Origin of the sequence: Buchnera aphidicola (Ceratoglyphina bambusae) (genome assembly GCF_039363085.1) — a bacterium.
Lineage (GTDB): Bacteria > Pseudomonadota > Gammaproteobacteria > Enterobacterales > Enterobacteriaceae > Buchnera_G > Buchnera_G aphidicola_E.
Genome location: NZ_CP134982.1, coordinates 35126 through 57022, shown reverse-complemented (window position 1 = coordinate 57022; position 21897 = coordinate 35126). Strand labels below are relative to the sequence as shown.

Genomic DNA, 21897 nt, shown 5'->3' with positions numbered 1-21897 from the left:
AACTCAAACATATATAATAAAAACAAAGTATAATAAAATAATTTTAAAATAAATATGATATAATAAAATTATAATTTAATTAACATTATATAAAAAAATATGATAATAAATAAATCCAACATTATAAAAAAACTTGATGAACTAAATAATAAAATAAATTCAAAAAATAAAATATCTGAAAATAATTTTTACAAATGTTTTCATGACATGATTAAACAAATAAACAATAATTGTATAAAAGCTGAAAAAGAAACAGAAAAATTTAAATTAGAAGATTTTTTTAACAAAAATTCATTAAGCGATATAATATTAAATTTAGAAAAATCCTCATTATCCATTCAAATGCTTATAAAACTAAAAGATAAAGTGATATCTGCATATAAAGAAATTATGAACATGCAAATATAATGTAAAAATTAATATTACATGAAAAATTTAAAAAATTATTCATGTAATATTAATGAAATTTGAAATAAAAAATTATACTATTTTAAAAAATACTAAATAAATTAAAAAATTAATTTTTTTCTTAAAATTTTTATCAAACAAATCAAATTATATAATACTCTTTTCTTGCCTATTAAATATATTATTATACTTATACTTGGAGAATTATTTTTTCCAGTAAAAATTATTCTTATAAAATTAATTATATCTTTTAAAGATATATTGTTATTTAAAGATATTGAATTAATAGATTCCCAAATTTCTATAGAATTCCAATGAATAATTTTTTTAAAACTATAATAAATAATCTTTAACATTTTTAAACTATCTTTTGAATAATGTTTTTTTAAAAATAAATGTTTAAAATCTTCTATATCCTCATACAAATAACGACAAGACAAAGCTATTTCCTTTAAAGTAAAATATCTACTTTTAAAAATTTTTAACACTTCTTTTACATTAGGTCCATTTTTTATATTTATATTTTCTTTTTCCATATAATATTTTAATAAAAAAACTATTTTTTTAGAAGAAACATTGTTAATATAATATTTATTAATCCATAATAATTTTTTATAATCAAAAATACTAGACGATTTACTAACTTTTTCTAAAGAAAATAATTTTTTCATCTCAGTTATACTAAATATTTCTTTATTTCCATGTGACCATCCTAATCGTACTAAATAATTTAATATTGCTTCCGGCAAAAATCCTTCATTAAAATATTTAATTATACTTGTATTAAAATTCTTTTTAGAAAGTTTGTTTTTATTAATGTCTAACAACATAGGTAAATGTGCATACACAGGAATATGAGCGTTCAAAGACAACAAAATATTTATTTGTTTAGGTGTATTACTTATATGATCTTCTCCTCTAATAACATGAGTAATTTTCATCGCTAAATCATCTAAAACTACACAAAAATTATAAGTTGGAATTCCATTTCTTCTTTGAATTATAAAATCATCTAATTCTTTATTTTTAAATTTTATTAATCCCCTTATTGCATCTTCAAAAGATATAACACCATTTTTAGGGCTCTTAAATCTAACAACATATGGTTTTTTACAATTAAAGTTATTTTGTTTTAAATTTCTACAATAACCATCATATTTTGTATTTTCATGATTTTTTATTTGACATATTTTTTTTTTATATAATATTTCTTCTGAACAATAACATTTATATGCTATTTTCTTTTTTAGCATAAAATTTATAATATCATAATAATAATTTAATCTTTTACTTTGAAAATATATTTTCTCATCCCAATTTAAACCTAACCATTTCATTACTTTTTTAATTTTTTCTATAGAACCTAAAACATTTCTGTTTACATCTGTATCTTCAAATCTTAAAATAAATTTACCTGAATTTTTTCTAGCAAATAACCAAGAAAATAAAGCAGTTCTTATATTTCCAAAATGTAATTCACCAGTAGGACTAGGAGCAAATCTAGTTTTCACTTTCATAAAAATATTTTGTAACATAAAATTATATTTTTCTTATAAATCATAAAATCATATTTAAAAAATAAAAAAAAGAAAAATATTATAAAAAAATATTGACTAGTTATTATTAACTAATTATACTATAAAATTAGTAAATTATTTTAATAGGTGATTAGCTCAGACGGTAGAGTGCCTCCTTTACACGGAGGAAGTCGTCGGTTCGAATCCGGCATCACCTAATATAAATAAAATAATTTTATTAAAAATTTGGGTTGTTAGCTCAGTCCGGTAGAGCAGTTGACTTTTAATCAATTGGTCGCAGGTTCAAATCCTGCACAGCCCATAAACAAATTTAAAATTTAAAATAAAATTTTTATAACTTTGGAAATTCTATTTATATATTTAATATTATTACTAGAATTAATAAAATTAAAAATATTTTTTGCTACTTTATTCCCAATATTTTTTATTTTAATAAATCTTTTATAACTAGCATTCATCATTTCTTTTAAAGAACTAAATTCTTCAGAAATATTTTTAGAAGTAGAAATACCCACTTCCGGAATACCTAAAGAATATATAAAATTAAAAAAATTTATATTTTTAAATTTTCTTAATCTATTTACTATATTACTTGCAGATTTTTTATTAATTTTATCTAATTTACATAAAATTTTTATATTTAAATTAAAGACGTCCAATGGATTATTAATATAATTTAAGTTTACTAATTTTTTTATTAATTTTGGGCCTATACCATTTATATAAAAACCATTTTTTGAAAAAAAATGTAATATTAACTTTTCTTTTTGTTTTTTACAAAAAATTCCATTTATACATCTAGATGTTTTTTTTTTTTTATTAAATAAAAGATTAGATTTACAACATGGACAAATTACAGGGAAAATTATTTCTTTTTCAAATTTATTATTTATAACTTTTACAATTTTAGGTATTACATTACCAGATCTTTTTACAAATACATAAGATCCAATTTTTAAATTTAACTTTTTAATTTCATTTTCATTATATATAGAAACATTTTTAACAATAACACCAGAAAAATTTATAGGAGATAAATTAGCTACTGGAGTAATCACACCAGTTCGTCCAACTTTAAAATCTACTCCCAAAACTTTAGACTTTAAAATTTCTGTATCAAATTTTAAAGCAATAGCCCATTTAGGAAATTTATAAGTATGACCAATTTTTTTTTGATATTTTATTGAATCAACTTTTATAACTATACCATCTATTTCAAAATTTAATTTTTCTTTTAATAAAACACTTTTATAAAAAAAACTAAATATTTTTTTTAAACTATTACAATATAAATTATATGCATTAATACAAAAACCAAAACTCTTTAATTTTTTTAACATATTAAAATGACTTAAAAAATAATTTTCTGGTTTAACAAAACCTATTCCATAGGCAAAAAAAAATAATTTTCTATTTAAATTAACATTTGAGAGTTTTTTATTTTTTCTTAATGATCCTGAAGCTATGTTTCTGGGATTTGAAAAATTTTTATTTAAATTCTTATTTAAATTTATAAAATCAGACTTTAACATAAAAACTTCTCCTCTAACTTCTAATATTTCAGGAAATTGCATACCTAATAACTTTCTGGGCAAATTATTTATTATATTTATGTTAGAAGTTACATCTTCTCCAGAATATCCATTTCCTCTAGTTAGAGCATGTACCAAACTACCATCCTTGTATAATACATTTAGAGCAACACCATCAATTTTTAATTCACAACAAAAATCAAAATATTCTTTTTTCACACATTTTTTTATATAATTATAAAAATTTAAAACGCGGTCTTTATTATACACACTATCTAATGATAACATTGGTAATAAATGATTAGAAATTTTAAATTCATTTAAAAAATTATCTCCTATTTTTTTAGTAGGTGAATCATTAGAATTAATAAATTTATATTTGTGTTCTAATTTATATAAATATTCCATTAATTTATCATATTTATAATCTGACACTAAAGAAATGTTAAGGACGTTATAAAAATATTCATATAACTTAATTTTTTTTTTTAATTTTATAATTTTATTTTTTATGTTAGATATCATTTTAAAAAATTTGCATACCATGAAATTATATTATAAATATTAATTATATATTTTTTATATAAAAAATAAATGTATTAAATATAAATAAAAAATAAAAAATATAATTTATATAAATTAAAAAAATATAAAAAATAAGTATATAAAAAAACAGGACAAATATTAAAACTATTAATGTTAAAATTAATAATAATATATAATAAAATTGTATATAAATTTTTAAAGATTTATATTTTTATATATAATAATATTATTTTAAAAATAAAATATATATTTTAAATATTTATTTTTATAAATATTAAAATTTCTATTAATAAATAAAATTTTAAAAGAGAAAAATATGATTACAGAAGAAACAAAAATAATGTCTAAAAATGGTTTACATATAAGACCAGCATCTAGATTAGTAAAAGAAGCAAAAAAATTTATTTCAGATATAAAAATAACTTTAGAAAATAAAACTGTAAATGCAAAAAGTTTATTTAAATTACAAACATTAGAGTTAACATATGGAAAAATAATAAAAATAACAGCTGAGGGTAAAGATGAAAAAAAAGCAGTATATCATTTAAAAAATTTTATATCAAAATTACATTAAATATATTAATTTTTTAAAAACATTACAAAACAAATATAAACTTTAAAAAACTTTGAAGGAAAATTATGATATCAGGAATTTCAGTATCACCAGGAATAGTATTAGGAAAAGCTTTATTAATAGATAGTCAAAAAGTTAAAATAAATAAAAAAAATATTTTGAAAGATGAAATAAAATCAGAAATAAAAAATTTTTTTTATTCTAAAGAGAAAACTATTAAACAGATAAAAAATATAAAGAAAGAAATAGAAAAAAAATTAGGAAAAGAAAAATCAGAAATTTTTGAAGGCCATATAATGATATTAGAAGATAAAGAGTTTGAAAAAGATATAATAACTCTTATTAAAAAAAAACAATATACTTCAGAAATTTCTACTAAAAAAATTATAAAAAAACAAATAAAAGAAATAAAAAAATTAAATAATACATACTTAAAAAATAGAGCATTAGATATTAAAGATATAGGAAATAGATTAATAAAAAATATATTAAAAATAAATATAAAAAATTTGAATAAAATAAATAAAAAAGTAATTATTATATCTAAAGATTTAACTCCTTCTGAAACAGCGCAAATAAATATAAAAAACGTATTAGGTTTTATAACTGAACTTGGAGGAGAAACATCTCATACTTCAATTATAGCTAAATCTTTAGGAATACCAGCTATAGCAGGAGCAAAAAATGTTACTAAGAAAATAAAAAACAATGATTATATAATTTTAGATAGTATAAACAATGAAATATATGTAAATCCCAAAGAAAATATAATAAAAAATAAAAAAAAAATAAAAAAAAAATTTTTAAAAAAAATAAATAAATTAAAGTTTTTAAAAAATCTTAAAGCAAGAACTATAGATGGAAAAGTAATAAAAATAGGAGCAAATATAAGTAATACTAATGATATAAAAATAGCAAAAAAAAATGGAGCTGAACTAATAGGATTATATAGAACAGAATTTTTATTTATGAACAGAAACAATTTTCCCACTGAAAATGAACAATTCGAATCATACAAAAAAATTGCTAAAAAAATGAAAAATAAAGAAGTTATAATTAGAACTTTAGACATAGGAGGGGATAAAGATTGTAAGTATATGAAACTTCCTAGAGAAGATAATCCATTTTTAGGATATAGAGCAATAAGAATATTAATGAAAAGAAAAGATATTTTAAGAACACAGTTAAAAGCAATATTAAGAGCTTCATATTTTGGACAATTAAAAATTATGTTTCCAATGATAATATCACTACAAGAAATACGTTTTTTAAAAAAAGAAGTAAAAAAAGTTAAAATATCTCTAAAAAAAGAAAATATAAATTTTAATAAAAATATAAAAATAGGAGTAATGATAGAGACGCCAGCTGCTGCATTAATATCTAATGAATTAGCAAAAGAAGTAGATTTTTTTAGTATTGGAAGTAATGATTTAACTCAATACACTTTAGCTGTAGATAGAGGAAATGATTTAGTTTCTCATTTATATAATCCTATGCATCCAGCAGTAATTAAATTAATAAAAAAAATAGTAAAAGCTGCTCATTCTAATGGAAAATGGGTTGGACTTTGTGGAGAACTAGCTAGCAACAAACATGCTACACAATTTTTAATAGGAATAGGCATAGATGAATTAAGTATGAACTCTCCATCAATACCAATAATAAAAAAAATAATTAGAAAAAGTAATTTAAAAAATGCTAAAAAAATAGTAAAAAATATATTGTAACAATTTTTTTTTTATTTTAAAAAATAACAAAATATATTAATTAATATTAATATTTAGGAGAAATAAATGGGTATTTTTTCTAATATATTTGGAAATAAAAACCATTATAAAAATAATAAAATAGAAATTTATGCTCCTTTATCTGGAGAAATAATAGATATTGAAAAAGTACCAGATACAGTATTTTCAGATAAAATAGTAGGAGATGGAATAGCAATACAACCATCAGGAAATAGTATAGTATCTCCTGTAAATGGAAAAATAAGTAAAATATTTAACACTTTACATGCGTTTTCAATAAAATCAGACGAAGGAATAGAACTATTTGTTCACTTTGGAATAGATACTATAAAGTTAAAAGGAAAGGGTTTTGAAAAATTTGCTAGAGAAAATCAAGAAGTAAAAATAGGAGATTTAATAATAACATTTGACTTACCTATGTTAAAAAAAAATGCAAAATCCGTAATAACTCCTGTAGTAATATCTAATATGGAAAAAATAAAAAAGATAAAAAAAATGTCAGGAAAAATTGTTTCTGGAAAAACTGTAATAATGATTTTAGAAAATTAAAAAAACGGCACTAAAGTGCCGTTTAAAACATATAAATTTTTTTAAAAAAAAATAGAAAAATGTTTTAAAACAATTTATAACATTTAATTAAATAAAATATGTTTATAAAATATATAAAAATATCTTAAAAAAAATTAATAAAATAATATTTAATTAAAAAATCTATTTTTAAAAAAAATATAACTAAAATTTCTATAAAAAATTAAATTTAAATTTAAATTTAATTTTATTATAAAAATTTTAATTAATAACATATATAAAATTATAACATAATATATATTAAATATTATAAAAAAAAAATACAAAACATATATTATATATTATTTTATCAATGAATTTCTCCAATTTTCTATAGCAATTTTCTTTAACTCATTTATTTTATTTTGTATTTCTATACCATTTTTTACATTTTTGGAAATAGAACTAAAAGATATTATTTTAGTTAATTTAAAAACTTTTTTTAAATAATTACCTGGATAAAAATTATTATATTTTTTTTTATAAAAAAAAATGTTTAAAAATTTTATATAAAAATCTACTAAAAAAGATAATTTATTTATTATATTAGGATTTCTCCACGCATTTATTTTATTTAAAAATAATACTATTTCATGTGAAGACTTAACATTAATATTAATTAAAAAATATTTATTTTTTATAAATAGTATAGATAAATTTTTAATTTTATTTGGAACATTAATTCTAACAAACATACTTAAAACATATTTTTTAAAAAATTTCAAAAAACATATTCTTAAATTATTTGAAATGAATATATTAAAGTTTAAATCGAATAATTGTATAAAAAAAGATATCCTAATGTCAATTTTTTTAGTATATTTAGATATAAATGCTAATCCTTGAAAAACTTTTTGTTTAGTAAAATTAATATCATTTAAAGTACAAAATTTTTCGTTTAATTTCAATAAATTATATATTTCTGGAAAAATTATATATATTGTTTTACAATCAAATAATACTTGAAAATATATATGCGGGTTAAAAGTTTTAAATGCTTTTTCTGTTTCTTGCCACACTCTTTCTTTTTCTAAATTTAATATTTCACTTCTTAAAAAATTACTAGACATTAATATAAGTGTTTTTTTATTTATTCTAAATCCTAAATGAAATAATAATGCAGCAAATCTAGCTACTCTTAAAACTCTTAGTGGATCATCTGAAAAAGAAGAAGATATATGTCTTATTATTCTTTTTTTAATATCTTTTAAACCATTATAAGGATCAAAATATGTTCCATTTTTATCTTTAGCTATAGCATTTATTGTAATATCTCTTCTTATTAAATCTTCTTCTAAAGTAATTTTTGAAGAATAATTTACTTTAAATCCTTTATATCCTGTGCCATTTTTCTTTTCTGTTCTAGCTAAAGCATATTCTTCATGTGTAACTGGATGTAAAAAAACAGGAAATTTTTTTCCAACTTGTTTATATTTTTTTGAAATTAAAATTTTAGGATTAGATCCTGTTATAACCCAATCTCTGTCTTTAATAGGCAATCCTAAAATACCGTTTCTAACGGCTCCTCCAACTAAATATTTTTTCATAAACTATCCAAAAAAAAATATAAGTAAAAATTTATATAAAAGTTTTATAATTATTTTATATTTATAGAACAATAATATTATAAAATTTTTAAGAACATCAAATTTTTTTAAAATAAAAAATATATATTAAATGAAATACAAATTTAAATATTAAATAATAAAAAATTTAATTAATAAAATTATTTTAAAAAATAAAAAATATTAAAAATATTAATTTGTAAAATATAATTTTTAATAAAAAATTAAAAAAAAATATAAAAATGAAAAAATAAATATAATATAAAAATTATAAAAACAAATATTATTATAATTTAATATAAAAATTAAACAAACATAATAATATAATAAAAAATATATAGAAATTTTAAATAAATATTAAAATGTTTAATTATTTAATAATATATTCTATTATTTTAAATATAAAATATATTAAAAAACATTATATTTAAATATTTAAGTGGAATGTTAAAAAACATTTTTTTTGAAATAATAAACTAATTTTAACAATAAACATTTTTGCAAATAGAAAGTTTAGGTGAAAAAAATATTTTATGATTAGAATAAAAATTATTTTTAAAATATAACATACCTAAATATGCTATCATAGCTCCATTATCAGTACAGAATCTTTTGTCAGTATAATAAACTATACAATTATTAATTTTTTTTGACATATTTCTTATTCTATTACGCAATAAAACATTTGCACTAACACCACCAGAAACAACTAATTTTTTAATACCAGTAAATTTTAATGCTTTAAAACATTTAATAACTAATATATTAATAATAGTTTCTTCTAACTCTCTAGCAACATTAGCTTTATTTTGATAGTTCATACAATTTTTTGTAATAACTCTACTTACATGAGTTTTTAATCCAGAAAAACTAAAATTAAAATTATTTCCATATATCATAGGTTTGGGAAAAGAAAAAACTCCAGATTTTCCTGATTTAGCTAATATAGATAATTCTTCACCTCCTGGATATGATAATCCTAACATTTTAGCAATTTTATCAATAACTTCACCTGCTGAATCATCTAAACAATCACCCAATATAAAATATTTTCCTAGTGACTTAGCCATTACAATTTGAGTATGACCGCCGGAAACAAGCAATGCTAATAATGGAAAACTAGGAAACAAAAACTTTTTTTCTTTTAACATATATGAAAATAAATGAGCTTCCATATGATTAATAAATATTATAGGTATATTCCAATAATATGCTAAAGAATTTGCAACAGTAGCGCCAACTAACAAAGAACCAGATAAACCAGGACCAATAGTATAAGCTATCGCTTTAATATTTTTTTTCAAAATTTTTTGTTTATTTAATAAATCATCTAGTATTAAAAAAATATTTTTTAAATGTAATCTAGCAGCTATTTCTGGAACTACACCGCCATAAACAGAATGAACATTAGATTGATTGATTGTATTACAAAATATTAGTCCGCAATATTCATCATATATTGCAATACTAGTATCATCACATGAAGTTTCTATACCTAATATTTGCATATAAAAAATTATTAAAATATTATTTTTAAAAAATATAAAATATATATTTTATAATATATACTTATAAATATAAATTTACAAATATTTTTAACAAACTTATTATAAATATGTAAAATTAAGGTAATATAAATTTTATGCCAATAATTAAAATAAGAGAAAATGAACCATTTGATATAGCTTTAAGAAGATTTAAAAGAGCATGTGAAAAAGCCGGAATATTATCAGAAATGCGTAAAAGAGAATTTTATGAAAAACCTACAACAATTAGAAAAAGAGCTAAAGCTTCAGCAATAAAAAGATTAGCAAAAAAAATAAATAGAGAAAGTTTTAAAAGAGTTAGAATGTATTAACAAAAGCATTAAAATTTAATAAAAATTGACCGATTTATTCAAAGTCGGTCAAATAACTCAGTGTAAAAAAATGTTAGAAAAAATACCAAAAAATTTTATTAATGAACTACTTCATAATACAAATATTGTAGAAATAATAAATTCAAAAATGAAAGTTAAAAAAATAGGAAAAAACTATTATTCATTATGCCCCTTTCATAATGAAAAAACTCCATCATTTTCAATAAGTTATGAAAAACAGTTCTATTATTGTTTCGGATGTCACGTACATGGAAACGCGATTGATTTCTTAATGAATTATGAAAAAATAAACTTTATAGAAAGTATAAAAGAATTATCTGAATTAAACGGAATGAAAATACCATATGAAAAAAATAAAAATTATGAAAAAGAAAATAATCAAAAAAACGAATTACATAAAATATTACATAAAGTTCTAAAAAAATACAAAAAAAATATTTTAAAAGAAAAAAATAAAAATATAAAAAAATATTTATTTAACAGAGGAATAAACGAAAAAAGCATAAAAATATTTTCTTTAGGATATTCTTGCAATATTATTAAAAAATATAAAAAAAATATATATAATGACAAAAAATATAAAAAAAAACTTATAGAATCAGGAATATTATACAAAAACAAAAAAAATATATTATGTAATAGATTTATTAATAGAATAATGTTTCCTATAAAAAATATTAATGGAAAAATAAACGGATTTGGAGGAAGATCTACTTCAATACAATTTCCTAAATATATAAATTCACCAGAAACAAAAATATTTCAAAAACGAAACAATTTATATGGATTATATGAATTATATAAATACAACAAAAAAATTAAAAAAATAATAATAGTAGAAGGATACTTTGATGTAATTAAACTACATCAAAATTATATAAAATATACTGTATCTACTTTAGGAACTTCTATAAATCAAAATACTATAAAAAAATTATTTAGAATCTCTGATACTTTAATATATTGTTATGATGGAGATATAGCAGGAAAAAAAGCAGCATGGAAAACTTTAGAAATTTCCTTACCTTGTATATACGATAATAAAATATTAAAATTTATATTTTTGCCAAAAGGAGAAGATCCGGATAGTATTATTCAAAAAGAAGGTAGAAAAAAATTTAAAATGAGAATTAAAAAAGCGCTTCCTATGTCAGAATTTTTATTTGAAAAACTAATTAAAAATGTAAATTTATTAATTCCTGAGGAAAAAAGTAAATTTAGTAATGTGATCATAAAAATGATAGAAAAAATTCCAGGTAAAATGATAAAAACATTTTTAAAAAAAAAATTAAAAAATAAATTAGGAATACTAGACATATATAAATTTAACAATTTTTTTTTGAAAAAAAAAGTAAAAAAAAAAAATATAAATACGATATAAAATATAATACCATAAGAATATTAATAGGATTACTTATACAAAATCCACATTTATACAAAATAATACCAAAAAAAATAGAAAATTTACATAAATATAAAATAAAAGGATTAAATCTATTTCTAAAAATAAAAAAAATATGTGAACTACATAAAAATATAAAAACTGGACAAATTATAGAATTATATCGAAATTCTAAAAAATATTATATAATGAAAAAAATAGCTATCTGGAATCATATGATATCTAAAAAAAAAATAAAAAATGTTTTTTTGGACTCTATACATAATATATTACAAAAAGATTTAGAAGCATTACAAGATCATTTAATAGCTAAAGAAAGATCTAACGGTTTAAGCAAAAAAGAAAAAATTAAATTATGGAAAATAAATAAAGTTTTATTTAAAAAATGAAAAAATAATGGATAAGAAAAATAAAAAATTTATACATTTACATTATTTTAACTAATTATTATTTTAAAGTTTGGAACATACTATGGAGAAAAATAAAAAATATAAATTAAAACTTCTTATTGATCATGGAAAAGAAAAAGGATATTTAACTTATGAAGAAATAAACGATCATTTACCATCTTCTATATTAGATACTAATAAAATAGAAAACATAATAAAAATAATTAATGAAATGGGTATACATGTATTATCCAAATCACAAAATTCAGAAAGTATAATATTATCAGAAAATAACAATACAAATGAGGATGATATTGTCGAAGAAGCATCACAAGCAATATCAAGCACAGAATCAGATTTAGGAAAAACAACAGATCCAGTAAGAATGTATATGAGAGAAATGGGAACTATAGAACTATTGAATAGAAAAGGAGAAATAGAAATAGCTAAAAGAATAGAAAATGGAATAAATAAAATTCAATCTACTGTAGTTGAATATCCTAAATCTATAAATTATTTTTTAAATCAATATGAAAAAGTAAAATCTAAAAAAATAAAATTATCAGACATAATCACTGGATTTATAGATAATAAAAATTATACTAATAAAGAAAAAATACCATTATCTATAAATATAATAGAATCAGAATTTATAAAAAATAATAAAATAGAATTTATTAACAAGAATATAATAAATGATAATGAAGAAAATATTATAGATTTAAAATTAGCAAAAAAAAAATTTAATCAATTAAAAAAACAATATAAAAAAACAATAAAAAATAAGAAAAATAAGAAAAAACAATATTTTATAGAAATAAAAAAATTAGCAAAAATATTTAATCAATTTAGACTAACTCCTAAACAATTTAAATATTTAGTAAACAACGTAAAAAATATTATAAAAAGAATATTAATGCATGAAAAAATTATTATAAATGTTTGTATTAAAAAATGTAAAATACCAAAAAAAACTCTTAAAACACTTTTAAAAAATAAAAACTCAAATTTAAAATGGATAAAATATGCAATAAAAATGAATAAAAAATGGTCTAAAAAGTTATATAAATATAAAGAAGAAATATATGTATTTATAAAAAAATTAATGAGTATAGAAAAAAAAACAGGACTATCTATATATCAAGTAAAAAATATTAGTAAAAAAATATTTTGTGGAGAAAAACAAGCTGAAAGAGCAAAACAAGAAATGGTAGAAGCTAATTTAAGACTAGTAATTTCTATAGCTAAAAAATATACTAATAGAGGATTACAATTTTTGGATTTAATACAAGAAGGAAACATAGGACTAATGAAAGCTGTTGATAAATTTGAATATAGAAGAGGATATAAATTTTCAACATATGCCACATGGTGGATAAGACAAGCTATTACGAGATCTATAGCAGACCAAGCTAGAACTATCAGAATTCCAGTACATATGATAGAAACAATAAATAAATTAAATAGAATATCTAGACAAATATTACAAGAAGTAGGAAGAGAGCCAACTCCAGAAGAATTATCTATTAAAATGTCAATACCTGAAGACAAAATAAGAAAAGTTTTAAAAATAGCCAAAGAACCAATATCTATGGAAACACCTATAGGAGATGATGAAGAATCACATTTAGGAGATTTTATAGAAGATACTAATTTAAAATTACCACTAGAATCAGCAACTTCAGAAAGTTTAAAAAATGCTACTAATTTAGTATTATCAGGATTAACAGCTAGAGAAGCTAAAGTGTTAAGAATGAGATTTGGAATAGATATGAATACTGATCATACATTAGAAGAAGTTGGAAAACAATTCGATGTAACTAGAGAAAGAATAAGACAAATAGAAGCTAAAGCGCTAAGAAAATTAAGACATCCTAGTAGATCCGAAATATTAAAAAGTTTTTTAGATAATTAAAAAACAAATTTTTTAAACTTTTTTAAAACATTATTATTAAATGAAGCTTCCAAGTTAAAAAATAGGAAGCTTTATATAAAAAATGAATATAACTCTATTCAAATAACAAAATTTTAAACAAAAATATTTATTAATATAATTAAAATAAAATTATTAAAATGTTTTAATAAAAAAATTATATTTTTTTTTGTTCTAATTTTATATATTCTAAAATTTGTTTTTTAGAAGTCCCTCCAATTGAATTTTTTCTTTCTAAAGTTTTTTCTATAGAAATATATTTATAAACATCTTCTTCAAACAAATTATTATACTTCTTTAAATCTAATATTTTAATATCATGTAAATATTTATGTTCTTTAATTAATTTTAAAACTATTTTTCCTACAATTTTATGCGCATCTCTAAAACACACACCTTTATGAACTAAATAATCTACTAATTCTGTAGAATTAGAAAAACTGTTTTTCACTGCATTAAAACAATTTGATCTATTTAAGGTAATATTTTTAATAACTAAAGTAGACATTTTAATGCAATTATTCCAAGTTATCATAGAATCAAACAAACACTCTTTATCTTCTTGCATATCTTTATTATATGACATTGGAATTCCTTTTAAAACTACTAATATATTAATTAATGATCCATATACTCTTCCACATTTACCTCTTATTAACTCTAATATATCAGGATTTTTTTTTTGTGGCATTAAAGAAGATCCTGATGTTATTTTATCTGAAAGTTCTATAAAATCTGCTTCGGAAGTATTAAAAAAAATTAAATCTTCAGATAATCTAGATAAATGCATCATTCCAATAGAAGCACAAGATATCATTTCTATAACATAATCTCTATCTGAAACACTATCTATACTATTCTTAGTTATATTTTTAAAATTAATATCATTAGCTAATTTAATTCTATTTATATAATGGGAAACTCCGGAAATCGCTCCAGAACCTAATGGGCAAAAATCTAATCTTTTTAAAATATAATTTAATCTATTTTCATCTCTTTTTAACATTTCATAATAAGCTAAACACCAATGCGAAAAAACTATAGGTTGAGCTATTTGCAAATGAGTATATCCAGGCATAACAATATTAATATATTTTTTTGATAAATTTAAAAATTCTAATTTAAGATTTTTTAATGAATACAACAATTTCTTAATATAATATTTACACCACATTTTTAAATTCGTAGTGGTTTGTTCATTTCTACTTCTTCCAGTATGTAATTTTTTTCCCAAGTCCCCAATTTCTTTAATAAGTTTTTTTTCTATCCAAGTATGGATATCTTCACAATTAGATTTTAAAACTTTTTTTAAATTTATTTTTATATATTTTTTTATATTTTTCAAACAATTTTCTATAATTTTTTGCTCTTTTTTACTTATTAAGTTAGATAGAAGTAAAGATTTAGACCAAGCTATAGAAGCTGATATGTCTTGCTTAGCAAGCATATAATCAAAATTTATAGATTTGTTAAAATTTAAAAAATCTTTATTAGATTTTTTTTTAAATCTTCCACCCCATAAAAACATAAAAATTCCTATTTAAGTTTTAACGAAATATTATAATAAATTTATATTTTTATACTTTTTATTTTTTCAAAAAATAAAAAGTATAATCAAACTACTTTAATTTCTTAATTGCTCTTATTAAAGATGACATAGTAGATAATTTTATAAAACCTTCAGCATAACTATGTTTATAAGAAAAATTGCTATTATTAAAAGTACAAAATTTTTTAGAATATAAAGAATTTTTAGATTTTCTTTGTAATATTGTTATATTTCCTTTGTATAATCTTAAAATAACTGTACCATTTATTAATTTAGAAAAAAAAGTTATAGACTGTTGCAAAACTCTTCTTAACGGAGTAAACCATTTACCATCATATATTACATAAGAAAACTCTACTCCTACATTATTTTTCCATTTAGTACAATCTCTGTCTAATACTAACTGATCTATAGCTTGAATAGCTTTTGAAATTATAGTACCTCCTGGAGTTTCATAACATCCTCTAGATTTTATTCCAATTAATCTATTTTCTATAATATCTATTCTTCCTATACCATGTTCGGAACCTAATTTATTAAGTTTTTTTAAACTTCTTAATAATGAAATATTTTTATTATTTATTTTTTTTATATATCCATTTTTAAATTGTATCTTTATATATTTAGGTTTTTTATTAGAACATAATGGATCTTTAGTTAAAGACCATATTTTTTTTTTTTCTGAAGAATTCCATATATTTTCTAAAATTCCACCCTCTGTAGATACATGAAATATATTTTCGTCTTTACTATAAATTTTTTTTTTATTATAAATAGTAGATATATTGTTTAATTTTAAATACTTTAATAAATCTATTCTAGACTTAAATTTCCATTCTCTCCATGGAGAAATAATTTTTAATTTAGGAGCTAAAGATATATATGCACTTTCAAATCTAATTTGATCATTTCCTTTACCAGTAGATCCATGACATAAAGCATCAGCATTTATTTTAATAGCTAATTTAACTTGCTCTTTAGCAATAATAGGTCTAGCTATTGCAGTGCCTAAAAGATAATTAGATTCATATAGGGACATAGATTGAAGTAATGGATATATGTAGAATTTTATAAATTTTTTTCTTAAATCTTTAACATAACATTTTGTGGCACCAGAATTAATAGCTCGTTCTTTTATATTATATAAATCTTCTTTAGATTGACCAATATTAGCTACAAAAGCTACAACTTCAGAATTATAATTCTCTTTTATCCAAGGAATTATTGCTGAAGTATCTAAACCGCCTGAATAAGCCAAAACTACTTTTTTAATATTTTTATTTTTCATAATATCTTTTTCTAAAAAAAAATTTAAAATTATAAAAATAAAATAAAACAAATTTAACAAAATAAAATTTATATTTAATAATATAGCATATAAAAAATTTTATTTTACATAAAAATTCATATAAATATATAAAAAATTTACAATTTATATCCTTAACAAATGACTTATAGAATAAACTATATCTGAACGATTTAAAGTGTAAAAATGAAAAGCCCTTATTCCTTCTAAAAATAATTTATTTACAATATTTAATATTACAGCACTACTAATTATTTTGTAAACATTAGTATTGTTTTCTAAAGAATTAAAAATATAATATATCCATTTCGGTATCTTTACATTAGTCATATTGGAAAATTTTTTTAATTGAGATAAATTATATACAGGCAATATTCCTGGAATAACTTCTTTATCAATTCCTACGGAAAAACATTTATCTCTAAATTTTAAATATTTATCAGTATCGAAAAAAAATTGAGTGATCGCTTTATCAGCTCCATTGTCAAATTTTCTTTTTAAGAACATTAGATCCTCTAAAGCATTTTTGGACTCTGGATGGACTTCTGGATAAGCAGCTACTAAAATATTAAAATTCTTTATTTTCTTTAACTCATAAATTAAGTCCGAAGCATAAAAAAAAACATTTTTAGATTTTTTAAAATTATAATCTCCCCTTAGAGCTAATATTTTTTTTACCCCTATTCTCCAATAATCTTCTGCAATTTTTTTTATATCACTTTTATTATATCCAACACAAGTTAAATGAGGAATAATATCTATTTTTGTATTTTTTTTAATATTTTTAATAAAAGAAAATGTATTTTTATTTCCACCGGAATTTTCACTGCAAGTAATAGAAAAAAAATCTGGATTCATTTCAGATAACTTTTTAAAGCTTTTTTTAAATTTTTTTTTTACAAAATTATTATTAGGAGGAAACATTTCAAAAGAAATATTTATTTTATCTTTACAATTGCTATAAGTTTCATATATTTTCTCTAAACTATTATTATAATTTTTCATATTTATATCTCTAAAATATTTTAAATTAATAATATCATAAAAAAAACATAAAAATAATTTTATAATTAAAATTATAAAAAAAATATGTAAATAAAACTAATATAAATTAATATATAAACTCGTGTAAATTAAATATATATATTTAAATTAGTATACTCAAAAAATTATTTCATTCTAACAAAAAATTATATCTTTACATTTAATAAAAAAAAAAATATAATTATAAAATATATTCATACAATTATTTTATATAATAATTAAGCCGGCTTAGCTCAGCAGGTAGAGCAACTGATTTGTAATCAGTAGGTCACCAGTTCAATTCCGGTAGCCGGCAAAAAATAAATTTATACTATAAAAATATACAGGTGGGATTCCCGAGTGGTTAAAGGGAGCAGACTGTAAATCTGCCGTCATAGACTTCGAAGGTTCGAATCCTTCTCCCACCATTATAATTTATTTAAATTTATTTTGCAGGCATAGTATAATGGTTATTACTTTAGCCTTCCAAGTTAATAATGCGGGTTCGATTCCCGCTGCCTGCTAAAAAATTTTTATATTATATGAAAAAAAATTTTATTAAAAATATTTTAAATATAAAAATATTACTTTTTTTAAAAAAAAATACTTTACAAAAAAAAATTTGTTATTTTTAATAAAATTAAATAAAAAAAATTAAATTAATTTAATTTTATTAATGTTTAAAAAAATACAAACATTATGAAAAAAAAAAAAAATAAAATTTAATAAAAATATTAAATATTTAATAATATTGTTTTTTTTAATTATAGAAATTTTATTATTTTTTAACTTTTTTAAAAAAAATAATATTGTAAAACAAATTATATCATTAATATCTTTATCATTAACATTGTTATTATTAATAAAATATACTAAATATGGTACTAATTTTTTAAAATTTATAAAAGAAATATCTATAGAATTAAAAAAAATAGAATGGCCTAAAAAAATAGAAATATTTTATATTTCAATTACTATAATTTTAGTATCCACTATAATATCAATTATTTTATGGATAATAGATAATTTATTATTTTATGCAATATCAAATATTATAACCATGAGATTATGAAATGAACAAAAAAAAATGGTATGTAATACAATCTTTTTCTGGATTTGAAAATAAAGTAGCAGATTTAATAAAAAAGCATATTAAAATGAACAATGTGCAAAATATGTTCGAAAAAATAATGATCCCTACAGAAGAAGTAATAGAAATAAAAAATGGAAAAAAAAAAAAAGTGATAACAAATTTTTTCCTGGATATATTTTAATAAAAATGGAAATGAATGATGAAAGTTGGCACATAATAAGAAATGTCCCAAAAGTATTAGGATTTATAGGAGGATCTCCAGACAAACCTACACCAATAAATGATAAAGATGTAAAATGTATAATAAACAAGTTAAAAAAAATAGAAAATAAACCTAGACCAAAAATATTGTTTGAGCCAGGTGAAATAATAAGAATAAAGCATGGCCCTTTCTCAGATTTTAATGGAACAGTAGAAAATGTAGATTATGATAAAAATAGACTAACAGTATCAGTGTCTATATTCGGAAGATCAACTCCTGTAGAATTAAACTTTTCACAAATAGAAAAAATATAAAATCTTAAAGGAAATAAATTATGTTCAAAAAAGCCCAAAGTTATATAAAATTACAAGTACCATCAGGTATGGCTAATCCAAGCCCCCCAGTAGGTCCTGCTTTAGGGCAAAAAGGAATAAATATAATGGAATTTTGTAAAAAATTTAATGAAAAAACTAAAAATTTAGAAAAAAATTTACCTATTCCAGTCGTAATTTCTATTTTTGCTGATAAAAGTTTTACTTTTATAACAAAAACTCCACCTGCATCTATATTGTTAAAAAAACTTTCAAAAATTAAAAAAGGATCTGGAAAAAATAAAACAGAAAAAATAGGAAAAATTACTAAAAAACAAATATATGAAATATCAAAAATAAAAATTAATGACATGAATAGTACTGATATAAAAAAAATCGCTCGTTCTATAGAAGGAACTGCAAAATCTATGGGTTTAACAATAGAAGAATAAATATGAAAAATAGCAAAAGAATGAAAAATATAAGAGAAAATATAAAAAAAAAAAAATATAATATAAATGAAGCAATAGAAATACTAAAAAAATTTACTAAAGTAAAGTTTAAAGAAAGCATAGATGTTGCAATAAATTTAAATATAGACACTAAAAAAAATGAACAAAATATAATAAGTACTGCATTTTTACCAAATGGGCTAGGTAAAAAAGTAAAAATATTAGTTTTTACTCAAGGTAAAAATATTGAAATGGCAAAAAAAGCTAAAGCAGATATTATCTGGTCAGAAGAAATAAAAAATATTAAAAAAAAGATAAAAGAAATTGATGTAGTAATATCATCTCCTGATACTATGAAAATAGTTGGAAAATTAGGCCATATACTAGGTCCTAGAGGTCTTATGCCTAATTCTAAACTTGGAACAATAACAAACAATATATATAAATCTATTAAAAAAATAAAAAATGGAAAACAAATAAGCTATAAAAACGATAAAAATGGAATCATACATTCTTCTATAGGAAAAATATATTTTACTAACAAACAAATTGAAGAAAATTTTATATCATTGATAGAATCATTAAAAAAATCAAAACCTACCAAAATAAAAGGTGAATTTTTTAAAAAAATTTATTTTTCTACAACTATGGGTGGATCCATACCTATAAATCACTCTGAATTAAATATATAAATATTTTATTTTAACTTTTCAAAAAAAACAATTAAATCTAATATCTAATTATTTCCTAAATAAATATAAAAAATAAAAAGCTTATATTATTACAAATTTATAAAAATATAAAATAAATTAATGTTATATGATTGATTTAAAAAATATAGTTAATATGAACTAAATAATTAAAAATTTTAAGATAAAGACTATTTTAATAAATATTCTAAAAAATTTTAGGAATAGAGTTCAAATGATATTAAATATTAAAAAAAAAAAATATATTGTAAAAAAAATACGAAAATATTCAAAAATAGCACAATCAGCTATTATAATAAATTTTATTGGAATAAAAGCTAATGAAATAAACGATTTAAGAAAAAAATCTAAAAAAGAAAAAGTAATAATAAAAATAGTTAAAAATACATTGTTAAAAATATCTATAAAAAAAACTAATTTAGAATGTTTAGGCAAAAATATTAATGGACCTATTTTAATAGCATATTCTATAAATCACCCTGGTAATGCTGCTAGATTACTAAATAGATTCGAAAAAAAAAATCCTAATTTTAAAGCATTAATTGGAGTTTTTGAAGGAAAAATCATATCTAGAAAAGAAATATTAGCATTATCTATTATGCCAACATATAAAGAATCAATAATAATCTTAATTAATTTTTTAAAAGAAATATGCATAATAAGAATATTAAAAATAATAAACGTTGTAAAAAATAAAAAAATAAAATTAAAAAATAATTTATAAAATAAAATATTAAAATTAGGAATATTTATGTCAATTAGTAAAAACGAAATAGTTAAAGAAATAGAAAAAATGTCTGTAAAAGATGTATTAAAATTGATTTCCATTATGGAAAAAAAATTTAATATATCTTCTAAAGACTTATCTAACAATACTAAAACTAACGACAAATTAGAAGAAAAAGAAAAAACAGAATTCAGTATATTTTTACAATCTGTAGGGCCTAATAAAATATCAGTAATAAAATCAATAAGAAGTATTACTGGATTAGGGTTAAAAGAATCAAAAGATTTAGTAGAATCAGCTCCTGTAATAATAAAAGAAAAAATTGACAAAAAAGAATCAGAAATATTAAAAGAAACATTAGAAAAATCCGGTGCTATAGTAGAAATAAAATAATTTTACATCTATTAGTAATCTAAGTAAAAATAAATTAACTGGTGATTTTA

20 protein-coding genes, 5 tRNA genes and 1 pseudogene are annotated in these 21897 nt (G+C 19.4%); 19 read left to right on the top strand and 7 right to left on the bottom strand.

Features of this window, described 5'->3' with window-relative positions; genetic code table 11:
* The first annotated feature begins 99 nt into the window (after window positions 1-99).
* The gene (gene fliE / locus RJD23_RS00270) at window positions 100-408 is read left to right on the top strand and encodes a flagellar hook-basal body complex protein FliE (protein ID WP_343188262.1); all 309 of its coding nucleotides are present in this window, start codon (window positions 100-102) and stop codon (window positions 406-408) included.
* 101 nt (window positions 409-509) lie between these two features.
* On the opposite strand, the gene gltX is transcribed toward fliE, so the two are convergent.
* Window positions 510-1925, bottom strand: a complete 1416-nt coding sequence (gene gltX / locus RJD23_RS00265) for a glutamate--tRNA ligase (RefSeq protein WP_343188403.1) — start codon at window positions 1923-1925, stop codon at window positions 510-512.
* Window positions 1926-2070: 145 nt separating this feature from the next.
* On the opposite strand from gltX, the gene RJD23_RS00260 reads away from it, so the two are divergent.
* Window positions 2071-2143 (top strand) — tRNA-Val (locus RJD23_RS00260).
* A gap of 30 nt (window positions 2144-2173) precedes the next feature.
* Window positions 2174-2247, top strand: a tRNA-Lys gene (locus tag RJD23_RS00255).
* Window positions 2248-2263: 16 nt separating this feature from the next.
* Here RJD23_RS00255 and ligA read toward each other — a convergent pair.
* Window positions 2264-4003 carry an NAD-dependent DNA ligase LigA gene (ligA, locus tag RJD23_RS00250; RefSeq protein ID WP_343188261.1) on the bottom strand — a complete coding sequence of 580 codons (1740 nt, stop codon included), beginning with the start codon at window positions 4001-4003 and terminating at the stop codon, window positions 2264-2266.
* A 337-nt stretch (window positions 4004-4340) separates the two neighbouring features.
* Here ligA and RJD23_RS00245 point away from each other — a divergent pair, with 337 nt between their 5' ends.
* The 3 genes from RJD23_RS00245 (at window position 4341) to crr (ending at window position 6895) form a co-directional block, all read left to right on the top strand.
* Window positions 4341-4598, top strand: a complete 258-nt coding sequence (locus tag RJD23_RS00245; RefSeq protein ID WP_343188260.1) for an HPr family phosphocarrier protein — start codon at window positions 4341-4343, stop codon at window positions 4596-4598.
* A 65-nt stretch (window positions 4599-4663) separates the two neighbouring features.
* Window positions 4664-6325 (top strand): phosphoenolpyruvate-protein phosphotransferase PtsI, encoded by a 1662-nt coding sequence (gene ptsI / locus RJD23_RS00240; RefSeq protein ID WP_343188259.1) that lies wholly within the window; start codon window positions 4664-4666, stop codon window positions 6323-6325.
* Between the two features lie 66 nt (window positions 6326-6391).
* Window positions 6392-6895, top strand: a complete 504-nt coding sequence (crr, locus tag RJD23_RS00235; protein WP_343188258.1) for a PTS glucose transporter subunit IIA — start codon at window positions 6392-6394, stop codon at window positions 6893-6895.
* A 320-nt stretch (window positions 6896-7215) separates the two neighbouring features.
* Here crr and RJD23_RS00230 read toward each other — a convergent pair whose 3' ends face one another.
* Together RJD23_RS00230 and tsaD are read right to left on the bottom strand one after the other, a co-directional pair.
* On the bottom strand, window positions 7216-8460 hold the full coding sequence (locus tag RJD23_RS00230) for a hypothetical protein (RefSeq protein WP_343188257.1): 1245 nt from the start codon (window positions 8458-8460) through the stop codon (window positions 7216-7218).
* A 500-nt stretch (window positions 8461-8960) separates the two neighbouring features.
* Window positions 8961-9986 carry a tRNA (adenosine(37)-N6)-threonylcarbamoyltransferase complex transferase subunit TsaD gene (gene tsaD / locus RJD23_RS00225; RefSeq protein WP_343188256.1) on the bottom strand — a complete coding sequence of 342 codons (1026 nt, stop codon included), beginning with the start codon at window positions 9984-9986 and terminating at the stop codon, window positions 8961-8963.
* 134 nt (window positions 9987-10120) lie between these two features.
* On the opposite strand from tsaD, the gene rpsU reads away from it, so the two are divergent.
* From rpsU to rpoD, 4 genes are all read left to right on the top strand, one after another.
* On the top strand, window positions 10121-10336 hold the full coding sequence (gene rpsU / locus RJD23_RS00220; protein WP_343188255.1) for a 30S ribosomal protein S21: 216 nt from the start codon (window positions 10121-10123) through the stop codon (window positions 10334-10336).
* A 70-nt stretch (window positions 10337-10406) separates the two neighbouring features.
* On the top strand, window positions 10407-11738 hold the full coding sequence (gene dnaG / locus RJD23_RS00215; protein ID WP_343188254.1) for a DNA primase: 1332 nt from the start codon (window positions 10407-10409) through the stop codon (window positions 11736-11738).
* Window positions 11735-12148: a hypothetical protein gene (locus RJD23_RS00210; RefSeq protein ID WP_343188402.1), complete on the top strand. Its 414-nt coding sequence runs from the start codon at window positions 11735-11737 to the stop codon at window positions 12146-12148. The genes dnaG and RJD23_RS00210 overlap by 4 nt, the downstream gene beginning before the upstream one ends.
* 82 nt (window positions 12149-12230) lie before the next feature.
* Window positions 12231-14063: an RNA polymerase sigma factor RpoD gene (rpoD, locus tag RJD23_RS00205; RefSeq protein WP_343188253.1), complete on the top strand. Its 1833-nt coding sequence runs from the start codon at window positions 12231-12233 to the stop codon at window positions 14061-14063.
* 175 nt (window positions 14064-14238) lie between these two features.
* On the opposite strand, the gene argH is transcribed toward rpoD, so the two are convergent.
* The 3 genes from argH to RJD23_RS00190 form a co-directional block, all read right to left on the bottom strand.
* Window positions 14239-15609, bottom strand: coding sequence for an argininosuccinate lyase (gene argH, locus RJD23_RS00200; RefSeq protein WP_343188252.1), 1371 nt, complete (start codon window positions 15607-15609; stop codon window positions 14239-14241).
* Window positions 15610-15700: 91 nt separating this feature from the next.
* Window positions 15701-16918 (bottom strand): argininosuccinate synthase, encoded by a 1218-nt coding sequence (locus RJD23_RS00195; protein ID WP_343188251.1) that lies wholly within the window; start codon window positions 16916-16918, stop codon window positions 15701-15703.
* Between the two features lie 144 nt (window positions 16919-17062).
* Window positions 17063-17941 carry a methylenetetrahydrofolate reductase gene (locus tag RJD23_RS00190; RefSeq protein WP_343188250.1) on the bottom strand — a complete coding sequence of 293 codons (879 nt, stop codon included), beginning with the start codon at window positions 17939-17941 and terminating at the stop codon, window positions 17063-17065.
* A gap of 261 nt (window positions 17942-18202) precedes the next feature.
* On the opposite strand from RJD23_RS00190, the gene RJD23_RS00185 reads away from it, so the two are divergent.
* From RJD23_RS00185 to rplL, 9 genes and pseudogenes are all read left to right on the top strand, one after another.
* Window positions 18203-18275: transfer RNA gene (locus tag RJD23_RS00185), tRNA-Thr, on the top strand.
* A 30-nt stretch (window positions 18276-18305) separates the two neighbouring features.
* Window positions 18306-18387 (top strand) — tRNA-Tyr (locus tag RJD23_RS00180).
* Between the two features lie 24 nt (window positions 18388-18411).
* Window positions 18412-18483: transfer RNA gene (locus RJD23_RS00175), tRNA-Gly, on the top strand.
* A gap of 227 nt (window positions 18484-18710) precedes the next feature.
* The gene (gene secE / locus RJD23_RS00170) at window positions 18711-19031 is read left to right on the top strand and encodes a preprotein translocase subunit SecE (protein ID WP_343188249.1); all 321 of its coding nucleotides are present in this window, start codon (window positions 18711-18713) and stop codon (window positions 19029-19031) included.
* 1 nt (window position 19032) lies between these two features.
* Window positions 19033-19568, top strand: a pseudogene (gene nusG / locus RJD23_RS00165) (transcription termination/antitermination protein NusG).
* Window positions 19569-19588: 20 nt separating this feature from the next.
* Window positions 19589-20017 (top strand): 50S ribosomal protein L11, encoded by a 429-nt coding sequence (gene rplK / locus RJD23_RS00160; protein WP_343188248.1) that lies wholly within the window; start codon window positions 19589-19591, stop codon window positions 20015-20017.
* 2 nt (window positions 20018-20019) lie between these two features.
* On the top strand, window positions 20020-20709 hold the full coding sequence (gene rplA, locus RJD23_RS00155; protein WP_343188247.1) for a 50S ribosomal protein L1: 690 nt from the start codon (window positions 20020-20022) through the stop codon (window positions 20707-20709).
* Window positions 20710-20941: 232 nt separating this feature from the next.
* The gene (gene rplJ / locus RJD23_RS00150) at window positions 20942-21451 is read left to right on the top strand and encodes a 50S ribosomal protein L10 (protein WP_343188246.1); all 510 of its coding nucleotides are present in this window, start codon (window positions 20942-20944) and stop codon (window positions 21449-21451) included.
* A 27-nt stretch (window positions 21452-21478) separates the two neighbouring features.
* Window positions 21479-21847: a 50S ribosomal protein L7/L12 gene (gene rplL / locus RJD23_RS00145; RefSeq protein WP_343188245.1), complete on the top strand. Its 369-nt coding sequence runs from the start codon at window positions 21479-21481 to the stop codon at window positions 21845-21847.
* Window positions 21848-21897: the final 50 nt, after the last annotated feature.